Annotated in this window: 13 protein-coding genes; 1 reads left to right on the top strand and 12 read right to left on the bottom strand. The window is 45.1% G+C overall.

What is annotated here, in order from left to right; translation table 11 throughout:
• Positions 1–9 precede the first annotated feature (9 nt).
• The 5 genes from rapZ to MHH25_RS00850 all read right to left on the bottom strand — a co-directional run bounded on the left by rapZ (position 10) and on the right by MHH25_RS00850 (position 6,415).
• Positions 10–909: an RNase adapter RapZ gene (gene rapZ, locus MHH25_RS00870; protein ID WP_017691251.1), complete on the bottom strand. Its 900-nt coding sequence runs from the start codon at positions 907–909 to the stop codon at positions 10–12.
• A gap of 51 nt (positions 910–960) precedes the next feature.
• A complete protein-coding gene (locus tag MHH25_RS00865) occupies positions 961–1,911 on the bottom strand; it encodes an ROK family glucokinase (protein ID WP_017691252.1) in 951 nt (316 codons plus the stop codon).
• A 445-nt stretch (positions 1,912–2,356) separates the two neighbouring features.
• Positions 2,357–3,388 (bottom strand): AI-2E family transporter, encoded by a 1,032-nt coding sequence (locus MHH25_RS00860; RefSeq protein WP_036616412.1) that lies wholly within the window; start codon positions 3,386–3,388, stop codon positions 2,357–2,359.
• Between the two features lie 162 nt (positions 3,389–3,550).
• Positions 3,551–4,510, bottom strand: coding sequence for a thioredoxin-disulfide reductase (gene trxB / locus MHH25_RS00855; RefSeq protein WP_340018871.1), 960 nt, complete (start codon positions 4,508–4,510; stop codon positions 3,551–3,553).
• A 171-nt stretch (positions 4,511–4,681) separates the two neighbouring features.
• Positions 4,682–6,415 (bottom strand): tetratricopeptide repeat protein, encoded by a 1,734-nt coding sequence (locus MHH25_RS00850; protein WP_076329606.1) that lies wholly within the window; start codon positions 6,413–6,415, stop codon positions 4,682–4,684.
• A 429-nt stretch (positions 6,416–6,844) separates the two neighbouring features.
• On the opposite strand from MHH25_RS00850, the gene MHH25_RS00845 reads away from it, so the two are divergent.
• The gene (locus tag MHH25_RS00845) at positions 6,845–7,300 is read left to right on the top strand and encodes a hypothetical protein (RefSeq protein ID WP_340018870.1); all 456 of its coding nucleotides are present in this window, start codon (positions 6,845–6,847) and stop codon (positions 7,298–7,300) included.
• A 146-nt stretch (positions 7,301–7,446) separates the two neighbouring features.
• On the opposite strand, the gene MHH25_RS00840 is transcribed toward MHH25_RS00845, so the two are convergent.
• The 7 genes from MHH25_RS00840 to MHH25_RS00810 form a co-directional block, all read right to left on the bottom strand.
• Entirely contained in the window at positions 7,447–9,198 is a 1,752-nt protein-coding gene (locus tag MHH25_RS00840) for a hypothetical protein (protein ID WP_340018869.1), read from the bottom strand.
• A gap of 255 nt (positions 9,199–9,453) precedes the next feature.
• Positions 9,454–10,404 carry a TIM barrel protein gene (locus MHH25_RS00835; protein ID WP_340020430.1) on the bottom strand — a complete coding sequence of 317 codons (951 nt, stop codon included), beginning with the start codon at positions 10,402–10,404 and terminating at the stop codon, positions 9,454–9,456.
• A 59-nt stretch (positions 10,405–10,463) separates the two neighbouring features.
• Positions 10,464–11,336, bottom strand: a complete 873-nt coding sequence (locus tag MHH25_RS00830) for a carbohydrate ABC transporter permease (protein ID WP_074092962.1) — start codon at positions 11,334–11,336, stop codon at positions 10,464–10,466.
• A 75-nt stretch (positions 11,337–11,411) separates the two neighbouring features.
• On the bottom strand, positions 11,412–12,308 hold the full coding sequence (locus MHH25_RS00825) for an ABC transporter permease subunit (protein WP_074092961.1): 897 nt from the start codon (positions 12,306–12,308) through the stop codon (positions 11,412–11,414).
• A gap of 102 nt (positions 12,309–12,410) precedes the next feature.
• Positions 12,411–13,988 (bottom strand): extracellular solute-binding protein, encoded by a 1,578-nt coding sequence (locus MHH25_RS00820; RefSeq protein WP_157116011.1) that lies wholly within the window; start codon positions 13,986–13,988, stop codon positions 12,411–12,413.
• 435 nt (positions 13,989–14,423) lie between these two features.
• Complete coding sequence (locus tag MHH25_RS00815; protein ID WP_339284992.1) at positions 14,424–16,682, bottom strand: AraC family transcriptional regulator; 2,259 nt, start codon at positions 16,680–16,682, stop codon at positions 14,424–14,426.
• Between the two features lie 254 nt (positions 16,683–16,936).
• Complete coding sequence (locus tag MHH25_RS00810; protein ID WP_036616184.1) at positions 16,937–17,884, bottom strand: ribose-phosphate pyrophosphokinase; 948 nt, start codon at positions 17,882–17,884, stop codon at positions 16,937–16,939.
• Positions 17,885–18,182: the final 298 nt, after the last annotated feature.

The following is an 18,182-nucleotide window of genomic DNA, read 5'->3' as shown; positions in this document are numbered from 1 at the left end:
TCACCCTCTTCAATGACGGTCCCGGTCAGCGTCGCGATGGCTCACGGTAACAGCTTCTGTCTCGCTGCTTCCCAACATCTTGCCCAAATATTCCGATATTGCTACCGAACGATGCTTGCCTCCGGTACAGCCGATTCCAATAATAACCTGGCTTTTGCCTTCCTTCCGGTATTGCGGAATCAGGAAATGCAGCATATCCAGCAGCTTGGTCAGAAATGCCTGTGTCTCTGGCCACTTCATAACATATTCGTACACATCACTATTCTGTCCCGTATTCGGTCGCAAATGATCAATATAATGCGGATTCGGTAAAAAACGTACATCAAACACCAGATCAGCATCAATCGGAATGCCATACTTGAATCCAAACGACGTAATATTCACCGACAGCATTTGGCTCTCGAGATGAGAAAAACGGGATATGATACGTTCTTTCAGTTGAGCAGGCTTCATTGTACTTGTATTCAGTACCTGAGTCGCAGAGTTTTTGAGTTCCTCCAACATCTTGCGTTCCAGTCGGATGCCGTCCAACGGCATGCCCTCAGGAGCCAGTGGATGTCTGCGCCTGCTTTCTTTGTAACGCTGAACAAGTACAGAATCTGTAGCATCCAGGAATAAAATTTCGCAATGAATGGTAAAATGATCTTTAATATAGTTCAAAGACTCGGACAGAGCCGTAAAGAATTCACGCCCGCGCAGATCGATAACCAATGCAACCTTACCAATCTTGCCGTTTGACTGTTCAATTAGTTCCGCAAATTTCGGAATCAATACCGGCGGCAGATTATCCACACAGAAGAAACCCAGATCCTCCAGGCTTTGTACTGCAATGGTTTTACCTGCTCCGGACATGCCCGTAATGATAATGAGCGTGGCGCCTGTGCCTGGTGATCCTTCACCTTCAAGCATAAATGTCCCCTCCTTATCATATTGCTGTCTTCATATATTGTTACGAGGATACTAGGAACGCAAGAGAAGACCTGCTGCACCCACAATACCTGCATTATTACCAAGTGTAGCTTCCAGAATCTGAACCCCATCTTGCAACGGTTCTGGCGTCAGCTTAGCAAACACAGTACGGATTTCATCAAACAAGAAATTGCCCGCTTTGGATACGCCGCCACCGATGATGAACATCTCCGGGTTAATGACAGCTGCTACAGTAGCCATGGACTTGCCCAGGTAAAAGGCCGCACGATTCACAATGCGCTGTGCCACTTCATCGCCTGCCTTGGCAGCATCAAATACTTCTTTGGCTGCAATCTTGTCGACGAGTGCCAGTGACGTATGATCCCCGCGCTCTACGGCATCCTTTGCCATACGGATAATACCCGTTGCAGACGATACTGTTTCTACACATCCCATTTTACCACAACCGCATTTGATGGCTTCCAGATCAGGTACAACACTGATATGACCCAGTTCTCCCGCCATACCGGAGAAACCCTGATAAATGTTACCATTCAGGATCAAGCCTCCGCCAACACCCGTACCGAGTGTATAACATACGCAGTTGTCTACGCCTTTGCCGGCACCTGCCCAGACTTCACCCAGTGCAGCCACGTTTGCATCGTTATCTATTTTGATTGGCTTGCCCAGACGTTCTTCCAGAATCGAACGAATGGCCACATTCCGAAATCCGATGTTAGGGGCATGAACGATAATTCCCTCGCGTACATTCGTGAAACCGGCCACTCCAGCACCTACACCCTCAAGCTGTTCCCAACTGTAAGGTGATTCGGCTACGATATGTCGGACATACTTCTCGATGTTGGCGATGACCGTGTCTACGCCCTTATCCACTTCAGTCGGTCCTTCATACGTATGCATTAGCTGACCTTGTTCATCGCATATACCGACCTTGATTGCTGTTCCGCCGAGATCGACCCCAACGTAGATTTTCTCAGACATGCTGCAAGCCACCTTTATCTATCTAAAATAGTTTAAGTCCTACGTACCAACTATAATTGAAGGATACGCCTGGGTCAAGACGAGAAGACCTCTAGTACCTCCTGCTCCGCCGGGGTTGTGAACCACATCACACACCGTTTTTGAATACGTATACATCCTCATTACCTTCATTTATAAACGCACGCTTCATTCCTTCCTCTATAACAGAGGAAGCCTCAACTCATGATATTGCATCTTCACTCGTTCCATTCATAAAAGATCAACATCGTCCCCTCATATAGGTGACTCATCTTATGCACCCCGCCACCTGTCATTCTTACGCAGAAAGCTATCTAATGACGGTATTGCCAACAAAAAAAGAGCCTTCCATCCACAGGAAGGCTCCCTTACTTTTATGAAAATCTGAAATTGTAGAAATTGGGCTGACTCAGTTGATTTTTCTACGTTATAACTTCGTTTCTACACGTACCGGCTCTTCCGTCTTCTCCATCTTGTTCACATCCAGAATATCGAGCAGGAAGACAAAGATCGGAATACCAATGATCAGTCCCCAGATCCCCAGGAAGTGTTGCGACAGAATTAGTACGATAAAGGTGTAGAACATTGGCAATTTGGTCTTGTGTGCCATCAGTTTTGGGTTCAGGAAGTACGTCTCCAAAGCATGAATAACAATAATCATGATGATCACAATAATGCTTAATTTCAGTCCACCCATCTGATACCCAATCAGACAGAGCGGTACAAGTGAGATGATAACCCCCGCAACGGGAACCAGACTGAGCATGAACACCAGAATGGTCAGAGCGAACAGATACGGGAAACCCAGAATCCATAAGCCCAGTATCGTCAGTACTGTATTAAACACCGCAATAAGAAGCTGCGCCTCAATGACTTTACCAAAAGAAGATACGAATTTGTCTCCCAGATAAGCAACTTCATTGTAGAACCATCCAATTTTACTTGTTTTGAACTTGGACGTGAACTTGGATATCTCCTGCTTCTGCAACAAGAAGAACAGACTCAGAATGATAACGAGCAGAATAAACTCCAGCCATTTGCTCAAAGCGAAAATATATTTCAATGCATCATTGGTGTAATTTTTAATATCGAAGGATTGAAGATAACCCGCAATTTTGGATGCAAAATTATCACCGTCTGCACTATCCAGAAATTTCATAATCTCGTTTGTCAACTGGACGACCTGATCCACGATCCGTGGTGAATATCTGGAAATGCCAAGCACAATGACTGCGATCACAATCATATAGAGTAGGATGACCACAACTTTATAATTGATTGGAAACAACCGATTCAAACCACCTGTAATGAAATGCTGTAACCTGTTCATGACATATGTCACCAGGAACAACAGCAGAATCATGTGCAGCATACTCCCCATACTGAACAAAATTAAACAGAACAAGAGCAAGATCAAAAATCGTCTCACTGTCGCATTCTGTAACCAATCTTTTATCATTTCCCCCAAAATCTTCACCTCACAGCTAATATGCCCTATATGTATACGATCTCATGCCCACTGTAGTTTCAAAAAAAGAGAAGCCTTCCGGCTTCTCTCATTTCATGAGACTTCCCGTTGTCTCTTATTCCCAGCGTATGCCTAACCTCACGCATGTAATGCTTATTTATCCAACGTTTCGCTCCAATCATGGACAATGCTTCCTTCAAGGAACTTCTCACAATCCATCGCGGCCATACATCCTGATCCTGCAGCCGTAATAGCTTGACGATACTTCGTATCCTGGACATCACCACAGGCGAATACACCCGGAATATTGGTCTCCGTTGTTCCGGGTTTAACGACAACATAGCCATGTTCGTCCAGTGCAATCGCATTACCCAGGAATTCGGTATTCGGTGTGTGACCAATGGCAACGAATACGCCATCTGCTTCAAGCAACTCTTCTTGCCCCGTCTCGTTGTTGCGCACTTTCAGCCCTTTGACACCCAAAGCTTCTGGTACGACCTCGATTGGAGTACGGTTCAACGCCCACTTCACCTTTTCATTGCTGCGAGCCCGATCCTGCATAATCTTGGATGCACGTAATTCATCCCGGCGGTGAACCAATGTCACGTCTGTTGCAAAACGAGTCAGGAAACTCGCTTCCTCCATCGCGGAGTCTCCACCGCCCACGACCACGATTTTTTTGCCTCGGAAGAAGAAGCCGTCACATGTCGCGCATGTACTTACGCCACGTCCCACATTTTCCTGCTCGCCCGGAATACCGAGGTAACGAGCGGAAGCACCTGTGGAGATAATGATCGATTCAGCTTCCAGTTCACCGATTCCTCCAACTTTGACCTTGAAGGGCGGTTTGCTGAAATCAACCTCTTCCACCCAACCGTTTTTGAATTCCGCTCCAAAACGTTCAGCTTGCTTACGCATGTTGTCCATCAGTTCCGGACCCATGATACCTTGCGGGAAACCGGGGAAATTCTCAACTTCCGTTGTCGTCGTCAATTGACCACCCGGCTGAAGACCTTCGATAACCAGTGGTTTCAGATTAGCACGAGCCAGATATATCGCTGCTGTCAGACCCGCAGGTCCCGTTCCGATCACAATCGTTCTGTATTTAGACATATAGATACAGCCTCCTTAATTAAGGTGAGAATGTGTTGTACTAGCGATGAACTTGCCAAGATGATACCCTACAGGCGTTTACGAAGCCCATTCGTTAAGTTTACCCGTTTTCCCGGTTGTTGTATCCTTCACCTGATGATGTCTTTCTGAAAACGAGTTGAAGCGAACTTTCTATACTAGTGGTGGCTTGCTGTTACAAACCGAATGAATCTGTTTAGCATACTTGCTAACCGTTGATGCCGATATCCCATACCGTTCAGCAATGCTTTGATAGGTAACGGGCCGACTGTGATTCTTCGCTGCCAAATATTCAAGTCCTGCAGCCCAACCCTCAATCTGCTTCGTACCCGGAACTTCCGGATGTACCCGGGATACATAATCCGTCCAGAGCCGTTCCATCTCTTGCTGCAACTCAGCCTTTGCTTCAGACATCTGTAACGCACGATCAACAACCGCCTGCCAATGGGAGGTTGAACCAGTGTCCGATTGTTCTGATGTGGATTGAACCTTCCCAATAGACTTCAAGGCTACAGGAGAAAAGGGTCGAACCACCTGAGTATTCCGATCCTCATGTTCAGCCGATTTCAATCCGTTCAGTACAGTTTGTGCTACCTCAAGCAGATCCTGTTCTTCTCCAGGCTCTTCAATAAAGGATTGCAGAGCCTGTTGCACCTCATAGTCACCGATCATCCCAAGCGCATGAATAACCTGTAGCTTGGTTGCCCGATCACCATGACGCAATGCCCAGAAGAAGGATGAGCGAATCAGTGGATCATTCTTCATTTCTTCAGGTATGCCACTACCGTAGTTCTCCCACTGTCTGAATTGCTCATCAAATGGCAGATGATAGTGATAACTTAGCTTCTCTGGCTCTTGCTCGCCTTGTTTTACAGCCTCAAGACCTGACAGATAATACCGGGATACTTCGGAACCCGGATCAAGCTTGGACACATGATGCCATAAACGCTCAGCAGCATCATAACGTTCTGTATTATAAGCCGCCACGGCTGCATAGTGAGCAAGTGCCGGATCAGCAGCTGTCTCTTCGTCCTTGAGCAAACGCCGGAAGTGAACATAAGCCGTATCGTGTTGGCCCAGAATTCCCATCGTTGTCGCCAGTTTGTAGACTTGTTCGTGCTGGAAGGGCACGATGACCCGCAATTTTTTGATCAGAAGCAGCACTTGATCAGCCCGGTTCTCATTTTGATGGAAAATGGCCAGATTACAGAGTGCATGCAGATTACCTGGTTCCTGTTCAAGCACTTCGGCAATAGTCTCTTTTGCTTTGGGAAACAGACCCATATAATAGTAGGCGAGTGCCAGATTGTTACGGGCAGCCAAGTAATCAGGATAATCAGAAGACATGCCTTCAAGCAATTCAGCAGCCTGTGCAAATTTTCCTTCTTCCAGCAGTTCCCGTGCCTGATCGTGCTCCACTACACCTTTGCGTGATTTGATTCGATTCAGTTTAGTCGGACGATCCAGCTCATAATACAGAAGCTCCATCATCTCTTCGGCTTCCGTCATGAACTGACCTTGAGTGTCCTCCTCCAGATAGGTAACAAGTGCTTGCTCGGCTTCCTCAAACCGATCCATATTTGCATAATTGTTCGCCATATAAAAATAACATTCCGTCATCGACGGATCTACCACTTCCAGCACGTTAGCCAGAATGGCATTGGAGGCTTCGTAATCCCCCTTCTCCGATAATATACCCGCCATATTACAATGATTTACCGGATTTTCCGGTTCGTATTCAACAGCTTTGCGAAAATATTTTAATGCCTTGTCGACATGATTACGGTCCAGCGAGCGGACAGCTCTTTCAAAGAAGAAAGAAGCATCCAAGTGAATCGGTATAATATTGGCAAGGTGTCCCTCAGCCCGCACTAGCTTGCCCTTCATCTTCCAAGGCACCTCCTCTTTGCATTTCATTCATACTCTTCAGTATAACACATCTTAAGGCCCACTTCTCAATATGTAGTTTCATGTCGTTTATGAAAAAAATGCAAAAGAAGATGATATTCCATTTTGCGGAAACCTATCACCTTGGAGCGTTGTTTATTCAAAGGAAAACCATGTTTACCTAGAGACTCCTACACTCACTTGCCATAGACTCTCTTTGTAGCATTGCATTAGTACATTCTTGTCGGTTACGCGGCGTCTAACTGGATTCGGACCGGTTATAATGAGAGTGGCCTATGGTATTATTATCCTTATTGTCCTTTTTAGTAGTTTATCTCCATTAAAAATCAAACAACGTATATTAGCTCTGACGGTCAGCCTCTTTTTCACGTATGTAATAAAAAATAAATATTTTAAGGGGATGTTATATTGAGAATCTCAAAGATAAAACCACTTATATTCATCTTAATCTGCTTGTTTGCTTTGAATGGATGTTCAAAAGATATAGACAACATAGAAAATAAGTTCACATTAGAGGATGTACTGAGCGCGCTCGAGTCTCAAGAACTGGATTTAGTGTCCTTTGGTATAACCGGGTATCCTTTGAAATTAAATGATGTTGTACCTGAGGTCTACTCCGTTGAAGTGCCCGTGGAAGAAGAACCATATTATAGCCCTGAATTTATACATTTTTATATTTTCAATTCTGAAAAGGATCGCATCAACGGGACAAAAGAATTCAATAAACACATGGAAAGCGCCCAATTTACAACATTCCCTTTTCTATATGAGAAAGGAAATGTTCTTATCGTTTATTGGAGCAAAACCAAAGATGATCCTCTGTTCACTAAACCAATCGAAACTGCGTTAGAGCAACTGAAATGATACTAGTTCATACATTACTGGACTGAGCTCGACAGTGGGAATATCATTTTAGAACGTTAATTGCAGTCATTCGTCATTCGTAAAAAAAGAAGACCGAGCATTTGGGCTCGGTCTTCTAACTGTTATGGCTTAAATATCTAATAAATCTAGATCTTCGACGCCATCGAAGGAGAAAGTGAAATATGAAGGGTTTTATCAAACGGCGTCATGAAATTGACCAGCACAACCTTACACTTGTCCGGCAGTTTTGCCTCACGTACCGTTGCCGCCAGATGACCCAGTTCGCCCCCGGTGATCTCCAGCCAGTCTTCTCCGCAGGTATAGCGTAATGTACCGCCTTTCCACAAATAGTGACCCTCACTCGTTTCAATCGCGTCCTCACAGGTCAGCTCACCTTCGCTTCCGAATACAAAGGATAACTGCATCATAATGTCCTCCGGTTCCTGTCCAGATAGATGCATGTTCCAGCCGTTTTCCGTTGGCTGTAATTCTGCTCCTACACGGAATGTCTGCTCATGAGTAAGCTGACGACTCTGATGAGGTAACAAATACCATGGACTTATATCTGATGCAGCCGATTCTGGCAGCAGGTTCGCAGGGATTGGGCCGTAATAACCTTTTTTCTGCTCACCAGTTAGTCGATAGCCTTCGGACAGCCTCGTCATTTGCTGCATAGGTACATACCCTGGATTAAAGTAAGAGGCCAGTTGCACAGCCAGCAGGCGTACCTTGCCATGACGAAGCGCGAAGAAAGAAGGAACTTCTGTCATCACAGTCACACTTGTAGCATCATCCCGAATTCGGGCTACCGGAGCACCAAAATCCGTATGCATCCGACTGTGCGAAATACGACCGTGATGCCCTACTGCGTCCATCTGCTCCAGATATTCTCCCCGTACAAAATGTTCATTCAGCATGACCTCATACTGTTCCGGTAATGCATCACGTGTGTCATTGGTCTGTTGAAGCTCCGGCTCAAGCATTAATCGAATGAGCGTATTCACCGAACATACTCCCGGATCTGTCAATGTATCTCCAGCCCAGGCTGCCATACCGGCTAAGAGTGGATCACCGTCCAGCCGAGCCAAAATGGCATAAGGCAGATAATAAGGTGACAGATCATGAACACTGCCCAGATCCTGTCGCCCTGAATAATCCGTAACAATTTCACCCGTTGGATGGACAAGATACACCATCATGCGGAGATTAAGCCTCACTGGTTCCAGCAGTTCAGGACGATTGAGCAGGCGCGCAGCATGAATTAACATGATGTCGCTAACTGCGCTGTATATCCCATTGCTCCGTTCTGTCCACTCCCCATCGGGTGTAATATCCATGCCTTCATCCATCCACTGCTCTGCGCGCTGCACAGCTTCCTCCAGATCAAATATTTCATGCAGGAAACCAAGCGCCGCACATAGCACCCAGCGATGATTGGGCGTATGACAACCTCCCGTAAGCATGGTTGGGATTGTCCGTTCCAGAAACAGCCTCATATTGTTCAATACAGGTTGAAGCGGCTCCCATTCTTGTTGCTGAAGAAGCTGATACAACTGTGAATACCCTACAACGACAAATGCAGTATCTGGAGGGGAATGGTAATTGGTCCAGCCAGGCGATATTGAACCGTCTTCATGCTGGAAGCGGAGTACAAATTCCGTAGCTAACAGCAGTCGATTTAACAACGATTCATCCCGGTAGTAGATAGAGTCCGGATTGGAGAGCGCAGCTCCCCAGTAACACATATCCGTGGGCGTTCCAGTCGTATGGTTGACCCAGGCAACACCTGTGAAGGGATCAATTGTCCCTCCATAGTAACGGCTTTCCGGGTCAAGCATCTGCCGGGATATGCCTCTTTCTACCGCTCTGTCATTACTGTCCACCAGTTGTTTGTACATGTGCAGTCCCCTCCATACCAATGCATTCTCCCGATGTGCGGAGTATGTTGCTTCAGTGCCTTCAATTCAGACCGGAAGCCTACTCATACCGCCCGTAGGTGAGTTCATTTTTCTCGTCAGTATATATCATATTTCTACAAAAGTCGCTAGAAAATCTGTGCTTGTTTTACTACATATTTATGGGTCTCCGTCACTGAGAAAACAGTCGTTAAACACATGCTGTGAACATGCAAACTGTTTCCCACATCACCGCGCCTACTCTGTCACTCCAAGCTTCTTCATAAGCAAGTCATGACTCTCATGGATCTCTTCTGCCTTACAGGCAGACTTCAACTCATACACCTTCACCTGTGCGCGGCGAATCATCGGCAGATAGGCATCATAGAAGTTCATATCCTTACTGTGTACATACGGGCACCAGTGGTCAGAGAGACCAAGTGTCTCATGAATATGGACCCCTACGATATCATCCATCAGGCCTTGCATTTCTCCCACACTGTCATAAAGGCCCATTCGGTCCATCATGATGGCATGACCTGTATCGTACCAGATACCAACCGGAGCCCCTTTGAGAGCTGTGATGATAGTCTTGGCTTCGGCAAGGGTAGGAATCTGTTGTGGTCTGGATCTCGTCTCGATACCAAAACGAACATCCAGACCTTTAGCTGCCGCCCGATTACATACCTCATCCAGACTGGCAATAATTTTCTCTACATACCCTGAACTGAGAGCTTCCCGCCGCTCCATCAATTCAGCCCATTTGCTGTGATACTTCGGTGAATCCGGACCTTCCTCGTTATAGATCTTTCCAAGGTCTTTGCTGATATCCTCAGGAAAAGGTACCTCTCCCGGGTGTACAACAACTGCTTCTCCACCATAACGTTGGGCATATTCAGCCGACTCTACCAGCAATTCGATCGCCCGTTTACGTTTCACTTCATCTTCGAAGCCGAGCAAGATGGAATCCGTACCGTAGTCTGGATCAGGGTCATGTGGAAAGGTGTTGTGGACACTAGAAATTCCGATCTCTCCACGCTCAATCATGGGCTCAATCGTCGTAAGCATCTCCTTCGTCACATTATAATTGAGCTCCACCCGACGAAAGCCGAGATCCGCAATCTCCCGAATCATATCTTCCCCTATGGGATGTTTCCTGATGTTCCAACATGTCGAGAATGAGTATTCGCCCTTGTCTTCTCCCTGCATATTCATTTCCTTCTCCTTCCCCTGGTATCAGTTCTTGTGTGTACGGGGATCACCCAAAATTATCCTTTAACCGCTCCCAGCATCGCACCGCTGACGAAATACTTTTGCAACCATGGATATACCAGTAGGATAGGTACTGTTGCGAACACGACCGTTGCAGCCTTAAGACTCTCTGGAGTTAATCTGGTCCGGTTGGCACCTTCCATTAATGTAAGCTCACTAACCATGTTGTTCTGTACCATTTGATAGAGCTTTAGTTGAAGTGGATATAGCTTCGGATCCGTGATGTACATCAGGGAATCCTGAAAACCATTCCAGCGTCCAACCGCATAGAACAAACTGAGTGTAGCGATTACTGGCATGGATAATGGCAGAATAATTTTAAAGAGCGTGTGTACATGTGAGCTTCCGTCGATCTCAGCCGATTCTTCTAAGCTCTCCGGTATCCCACGGAAGAAGGAGATCAGGATAATCAAGTTAAACGGACTCACTAATCCTGGTAGAATCAAAGCCCAAACGGAATTCAGCAAATGCAGGTCACGAATCAGCAAATATTCGGGAATAATCCCTCCGCTGAAGAACATGGTGATGATGATGACGTACATAAACATTTTGCGACCTTTTAATTTTTTCTTCGTGAGCGGGTACGCTGCAGCAATGGTAAACAACATGCACAGCGCTGTCGTAGCTATCGTAAGAACCGTGGTGAAGCCTAGTGAATAGATCATGGAATGATCCGAAAATACTTGCCCATATGCATCCCAGTTAAATTCCTTTGGGAAGATGGTTACTTCACCTGATGTAATGGCCCGGTTCGAACTTAGCGATATCGCAATCGTGTGCAGAAACGGAGCAAGACAGAATATAACAAATAAGGTGATAAAGGAGACATTGACAATATCAAAAATCCGGTTCGAGGTGCGGTCACTCATCTGCGCACAACTCCTTTACTGATGGTCTATACGTTCAACAAACCAAATGTAACAAATTTTATTATTTCCCTAAAATTATAGTATTCCTTCACCGGTTGTTTTCTTCGAGATATAGTTTGAGCCGAGTACAAAGATCAATCCGACAACAGCCTGGAATAAGCCGACAACCGTTGCAAGTGTATACTGTCCAGACTGTATACCCATTCTGTATACAAAGGTACTGAGTACATCGGAATATTCACGAACAGCCGTATTACCAATAACATAAGGCCGGTCAAAACCGATGCTGACCATATTTCCGAGATTAAGGATAAGCAAGGTTACAATGGTTGGTTTAATACTTGGCAGTGTAATATGCCAGATTCTCTTCAGCCGCGTTGCACCATCAATCTCAGCTGCTTCGAACAATTCCTTGTTAACGCCGGTTAATGCAGCCAGATATAGAATGGTTCCCCACCCAGCACTTTGCCACACACCTGTGAACAGGTAAGTAACAAGCCAAGGGTTTTTCTCTGTCAAAAACGGAATTGAATTTAGGCCCATACTTTCCAGAATACCGTTTACCATACCGGATTGATTACCAAACAATTGGTATACAATTCCCCCGATGATAACCCAGGAGATAAAGTGAGGAATGTACAAAATGGTCTGTGAAATTTTCTTAAACCATTTAAACCTTACCTCATAGAGCATAATGGCCAGAATGATTGGAGCAGGGAATGAAACGATCAGATCAAGAAAATTCAGCATAAATGTGTTACGTAGCGTAGTGTAGAAGTCCGGCATTGCGAATACCTCGCGAAAAGCATCAAAACCGATCCATTCACTACCGTTAATACCTTGAAACAGGTTAAAGTCTTTAAAAGCGATCTGCACACCGTACATTGGTCCGTATCGGAAAATGATAAAATAAATAAGGGGTAGTGAAATTAGCGCATACAGTTGCCAGTATCTCTTCAAGTATGTGGTCATGTCTCTCTCTCCTCCTCACAAACGAAGAAACGCTATGCCGCCATCCAAGAGACGGCACAGGCTTCATCGAAACACTTCAATTTACACACATTTTGTTCAAACTTATTGTTCAGCAGCTTCCAATTCTTTTTTCAGCTCTGTTCCACCCAAGGACATGTAGTCAGCCATTTCTTTTTCAAATACAGCATCGAATTCTTCAGGTTTTGCCATCGCTGTTTTTACGATAATAACGTCCAATTTATCTGTCAGTGCTGTGCTATACTTCATCTCTGTCTGAATTGGCTTGCTGAAGACAATTGGTCCAACAGTATCTGTGTTTGCAACTTCAAGTGCTTTTTTCAAAATTTCCTGATTCGCTGGAGGGAATCCCATGATCCAAGCTTTTTCATTTTGTGCTTGATCACCAAGGTTTTTACCGTTCGAAATAATTGCGGTATCTCCTGCATTGAACAGACGATCTTTTGCTTCTTGAGTAGCGTCTGCTTTAGCAACCGGAATGCCGTCTACCAGATCATAGTTCTCGCCTTCCACACCATCATAAATGGCAGTGAGGTTTTTATCGGAAGCCATCCAATCCAGATATTTAATTGCTTCTGCCGCACGTTCGCTGCTCTTCGGAATCATGATGTACATACCATTCGAACCATAACGAGACTTGATATGTTTTCCATCAGCATTCGCATTGGTGTATGCATCGAGCGGAGCCAAGTTGCTGTCCGGTTTGTTTGTTTTCAAAAGATCATAAGATCCATCTGGCCAGAAAATAGAGTCCACATCTTCAGAGAAGAAACCAGTATTTCCATTTGCAACGTCTTTGTTTAACTGGGTTTTATCCTTATCCAAGCTGAAATCCTTACTGATCAATCCTTCGTTGTATAGCTTGTTCAAGAACTGCATGGATTCTTTGAATCCTTCATGCAGAGGCAGTTCATAGCGTTGAGCATAAGTCTTATCACCAGCGATTGGCTTAATGAAAGAATAGATGAGTGGTTCATAGGAAGCTGGTGCAAGCGCAAAACCCATAGGAATGTTTTGACTTCCCACATTGCCAGGATCTTTTTCTTTAAAAGCTTTCACTGTGTTATACAACTCATCTGTTGTTTGAGGTGCTGGCATTCCCAGCTTATCTAACCAATCTTGACGAATGAAGGAGCTGTACCGCGCTGTAATCGCACGTTTACCCGGTATAGCAAACTGCTGTCCCTCCACTTGACCAAACTTTAATGTATCTTCGCCCAAAAACTTTTTCAGATTCGGTCCATACTGATTAATCAGATCACCTACATCTGTCAACCCGCCTTGTTGTGCATAGCGGTAAAACACGCTGGAGTCATAAACGAAGACAATATCCGGAACGTCCGAAGCACTAGCCATCAGGACATTCAGCTTGGTTACTTCCTCAGAACGTTGAACAGGTACGAACTGTACGTCAATGTTGTTCGGATCACCAAAATTCTTTTGAATCATTTGAGAGATAAAGTTATTTGAGATCGTGTACTGAGAAGGTGTTTTACCACGGTCGAAAAGCTCCACCTTTAATGTGACGCGTTTTCCATCGCCAGATGCCCCACCTTCTGCTGATTTGTTATCAGCAGATGAGCACCCCGCAAGTAGTGAGACGCCCATTACTGCTGTAAGCGCCAAACCCATCAACTTCTTTAGACTCCCTTTTCTTGTCATTCCGTTCATCCCCTTTGGCTTTGCGTGAATGTTTTTAAAAGCTTGCTCTGAGTATTCCACATCTCTCGTCTTTCTTACAATAAACTAGTTTCGTAAGCGTTTACATACGAATTATGGTTTATACACTCTGATTATTATCGCAGACTGACTATTTTCCAACCCCTTGCTACTAAAGGCTTTAGTGCTAGTCTGCCCCCTCTGACACAGAACACTCTGCTCATATTCGGATAAACCATTTTCACATACTGCTTATAATCGTAAATAGAAAAAAGTGGGGATGTCCTTGTAATCTCGCACACAAGTAGTTACTTCCCTTTCAGTTTATAACTGAATAATACAAACAGGGTGAATCCCAGACTGTCCGCTCTCTCAGTGAAGAGCGACTGCCTAAAACTCACCCTGTATTTACTTAAGCCATGAACATCTATATTCTTGTCATTCTTCGAGATCAAGGTGTTCACGTTTCAAACGACGATAATCCCCTGGTGTAATACCCATCACCCGTTTAAACACACGGCCTAAAGTAATCCCGTTCGCGTATCCTACTTTCAAAGCAATGTCCTGCAAGGAATGATCCGTTTTTAACAGAAGCTGTTCGGCCTCCTTCATGCGAAGCTCTGTAACAAAATCAACAAACTTCATGTTGAATTCGGTCTTAAACAAATAACTCGCATGTTTGCCCGTAATCTGAAATCGATCACTCAGATGTTTCAATGAAAGATCTGGATTAGCAAACTGTTCTTCAATATAGGCTTTCATTTCGTTAACCATTGCTTTGTAACTCTTGGTTTCAGTGACCGACACATAGGTTCTGAACAGATCCGTCAGATTATCAAACAGAAGGCCTTTGATATCCTCAAGTGTCTCTGCCTCTTCCATCAACTTGAGCCACTTGTTAATGTTCTCTTCTGACAGCTCTTCTTGCAGCTTCTCTGACATCATTGCGACTTCTCTACTGAGCATCTGTAACATCGCCTGGATGAGAGAGCGAATCTCGTCATCTGGCAGTTTATTTCGCTCAAATGCTGTGAAAATCTCTTCCAGTTGATCACGCCACTGAACACTCGACATGCGGAATCGTTTAACAAAGTCGGCAATCATCTGCAGGTAAGTGTAAGTATCCAGCAAAGGATGCTGATGCTCTCCGCACTCGGCTTGCCCCACGTCACCATTCATCAAAAGCTTGCGTTGCATTACCGTCTCGGCTGCTGCATAGGAATCCCGAATCGATCCTATGCCTTCAGCAATAGGCCCAATACCAAAGCTAAGGGAAATACGCAGATTCTGTTCCACCCAAGATTGACATTCCTCTGCCACAATGCGAATCTTCCCTGACATATCCGAGCTGTTACTGTCACTATCTTCTTTGGACAGAAAGAGTATCGCTACTCGATCTGCGCTGATCCATTCCGCCCAGCACTGTACTCCCATATTACGTGATAGTTCCTGCAGAACGTTCATCAAAGCAAACTTCAGCGTATTTTGTTCACCTCTCGTAAACCGTTCCTGGAACCCCTTTTCATACTTGTTGATTTCTCCAACCACAACGGCAAAACGGGACGAGTCATGCACTTCATCAAAAGGAGACAGATCCTTCAATTGCTCTGAAACTTGATCCATATGTTCCCCAAGCAGTAAGGCATTAAACAGCCTGCTGCGTTGTAAAAGTGCGTTCTCTCTGCTCTTCTTATCATAGTCCATCATATGATTGATCAGATTCTCAAGAACACCATCAATCATCTTCATCTCATCGGTCCGAGTGCCTGAGTTTTCCAACGCACGGATTTGATGAGCTTCAATCCGGTTCATGATAATCTGAATAGGCTTATAGTTACGACGAGTAATATAGACTATATAAACGATGGCACAGATAACAGTCACCATTCCAATTACAATCCACACGTAGGAAACTACGGATACCCAGCCAAACAAGTTGCCCGCCTTAATTCCACTGGACAGGGTCCAGCCCAATCTGTCTAGCGGTAAATGGTTTAGCTCCTTTCCATTCACTGCGCCTTCATAATCGGAATGGGCATTATACACAATCTTGCCCTCACGATCCGTAATCGTCAGAAAGGAAAGTTGCCCATTAACCATACTATCCACACTTTGCTCAATACTGCTCATCTTGATATTAATGACCAGTGTACCCTCGGAGCCAAAAGGTAAAGGCATGCCCTTATTCACTGTCAGTACCCGTACAGGTTGCTGAAAGTCCACCTCGATTTCCCGGACTGGTTGCCAGCCCGACCCGATTGGCCCGTTAACAATCCGATCAATCCACACCTTATCCGAGAAGCTGTCCGATTCTCTGGAGCCACTTACTGTCAAAACTCTGTCGTTTCTCTTGTCGTAGATATAGATGGATTGAATCCATGAAGAAGAACTGGACAGTTCGCGCAAATTCTGTGCAATTGAATAGACCGTGTCCGAGCTGGTCTGGACGGTGTTATTAAAATAAAGCTTGTAAGCTTGTGTGTTCTGTACTGTTTCGGTCACAGATAGCTCAATATCCCGGATCGTACGATCCAGTGTAGACTCCAAGTAACTGGAGGAGATCCGATCTGCCTTTCTGGTCTCTTCCCTAGAGACGTCATTTATGAAAACAAATGCGATAAAAATAAGGATCGTCATGGTAAAAAAGAAAATAGGGAAATACGAAAACAACAGTCGATAATACCAAGTACGCGACAATAGACCCCACTCCTCACTCCACGATGCCAATGTTCTCAGCCGTGGTTCTACTGTTCAGCATCCATCTCACCTTAGGGGCTGAATACTATATGATAACGCTATCATAACTGATTTTATGTTATTATAGCACAAGCCTCTGAGCAACAAAGCAAGAATTGAATTCAAAGCGCAAAAACAAAAAAACCGTGCTGAGCAGACAACAACTCAGACACGGAACAGTTCATCTGGCAACACAACGTTATATCCTCGATGCTCTATATGCCAGAATCTTTAAACAATGTGGCCATGGAGCCACCATCCACAATAATGCGTACGGCGCGGGCCAGCATTGGCGCAACAGGTAACACTTTGAAGCATTCAGGGTGGTCATCTGGCAGTGCGATCGAGTCCGTAACGACCACCTCTTCAATTGACGGGTGATTCAATTTACTTACTGCCCCATCCGAGAACAATCCGTGTGTTGCACATACATATACATTTTTGGAGCCACGTTCCTTCAACCCTTCCACAACATTCAGAATGGTTGTTCCAGTGTCAATCAGATCCTCAATAATAATAGGTGTCCGTCCTTCTACATCACCAATGACATGGGTAATCACCGATTCATTATGGCTTGGACGTTTCTTGATCATAATGGCAAATGGAGAATCCAGACGGTTCGCCAGCTTCTCTGCCATCGATGCTCGTCCCGCATCCGGGGAGACGACAACAGGGTTCTCGATTCCTTTGCTTAACAGATAATCACTAATCAGATCCAGTGATGTCATATGGTCAACCGGAATGTTGAAGAATCCCTGAATGGCCGCTGCGTGCAGGTCGATCGTTACCACTCGATTGGCGCCAGCCGTAGTTAATACATCTGCTACCATCTTGGCCGAGATCGGTTCCCGTGGAGCGGATTTGCGCTCTTGACGAGCATAGCCGTAATACGGAACAATGATGTTCACAGTGCGCGCTGAAGCCCTCTTTGCGGCATCAATCATCACCAACAGCTCGACAAACAGCTCATTAATCGGATGAGACAACGACTGTACCAGAAACACATCACAATTACGGATCGTTTCTTCATAATGAACGTATATTTCTCCGCTCTTGAACCTGGACAGCTTGATCTTGCCCAGTTGTACACCCAGCTTGTCACATACCTGTTCTGCCAGCTTAGGGTTCGATGAACCGGAAAAAATACGTAACGAATGCTGCATAATGCCCTCCCGAGGGTTGAAGTCCCTATATAATCCCTTATCTAAAAGCGAGTGTTCAAAAAGACCGGTTTTCGGTACCGAGAAGATGGGATAAAGCTAGAAATGGAGTAGCGGAGCGTAGGCAAAACTACGTGAGCAACCACAATGTTTCCAGAGGAAACATACTTCGTAAGCATCCACCTATTTCGGCTGAATTCCAGCTTCGATGCTGAAGATGCCATTAGGCATCCTTCGTAATCAAAGGCGGACTTTTTGAACTACCTCTAAAAGGTTATTTCCTACCCTCATTATACTCTAA

It is taken from the genome of Paenibacillus sp. FSL H3-0457 (assembly GCF_037981725.1).
Taxonomy (GTDB): domain Bacteria; phylum Bacillota; class Bacilli; order Paenibacillales; family Paenibacillaceae; genus Paenibacillus; species Paenibacillus amylolyticus.
This window is presented reverse-complemented; position numbering and strand designations above follow the sequence as displayed.

Excerpts from the sequence above, each read along its gene's own strand:
- rapZ (WP_017691251.1), bottom strand. The coding sequence starts at position 909 with ATGCTTGAAGGTGAAGGATCACCAGGCACAGGCGCCACGCTCATTATC.
- MHH25_RS00865 (WP_017691252.1), bottom strand. The coding sequence starts at position 1,911 with ATGTCTGAGAAAATCTACGTTGGGGTCGATCTCGGCGGAACAGCAATC.
- MHH25_RS00860 (WP_036616412.1), bottom strand. The coding sequence starts at position 3,388 with ATGATAAAAGATTGGTTACAGAATGCGACAGTGAGACGATTTTTGATC.
- trxB (WP_340018871.1), bottom strand. The coding sequence starts at position 4,510 with ATGTCTAAATACAGAACGATTGTGATCGGAACGGGACCTGCGGGTCTG.
- MHH25_RS00850 (WP_076329606.1), bottom strand. The coding sequence starts at position 6,415 with ATGAAGGGCAAGCTAGTGCGGGCTGAGGGACACCTTGCCAATATTATA.
- MHH25_RS00840 (WP_340018869.1), bottom strand. The coding sequence starts at position 9,198 with ATGTACAAACAACTGGTGGACAGTAATGACAGAGCGGTAGAAAGAGGC.
- MHH25_RS00835 (WP_340020430.1), bottom strand. The coding sequence starts at position 10,404 with ATGCAGGGAGAAGACAAGGGCGAATACTCATTCTCGACATGTTGGAAC.
- MHH25_RS00830 (WP_074092962.1), bottom strand. The coding sequence starts at position 11,336 with ATGAGTGACCGCACCTCGAACCGGATTTTTGATATTGTCAATGTCTCC.
- MHH25_RS00825 (WP_074092961.1), bottom strand. The coding sequence starts at position 12,308 with ATGACCACATACTTGAAGAGATACTGGCAACTGTATGCGCTAATTTCA.
- MHH25_RS00820 (WP_157116011.1), bottom strand. The coding sequence starts at position 13,988 with ATGACAAGAAAAGGGAGTCTAAAGAAGTTGATGGGTTTGGCGCTTACA.
- MHH25_RS00810 (WP_036616184.1), bottom strand. The coding sequence starts at position 17,884 with ATGCAGCATTCGTTACGTATTTTTTCCGGTTCATCGAACCCTAAGCTG.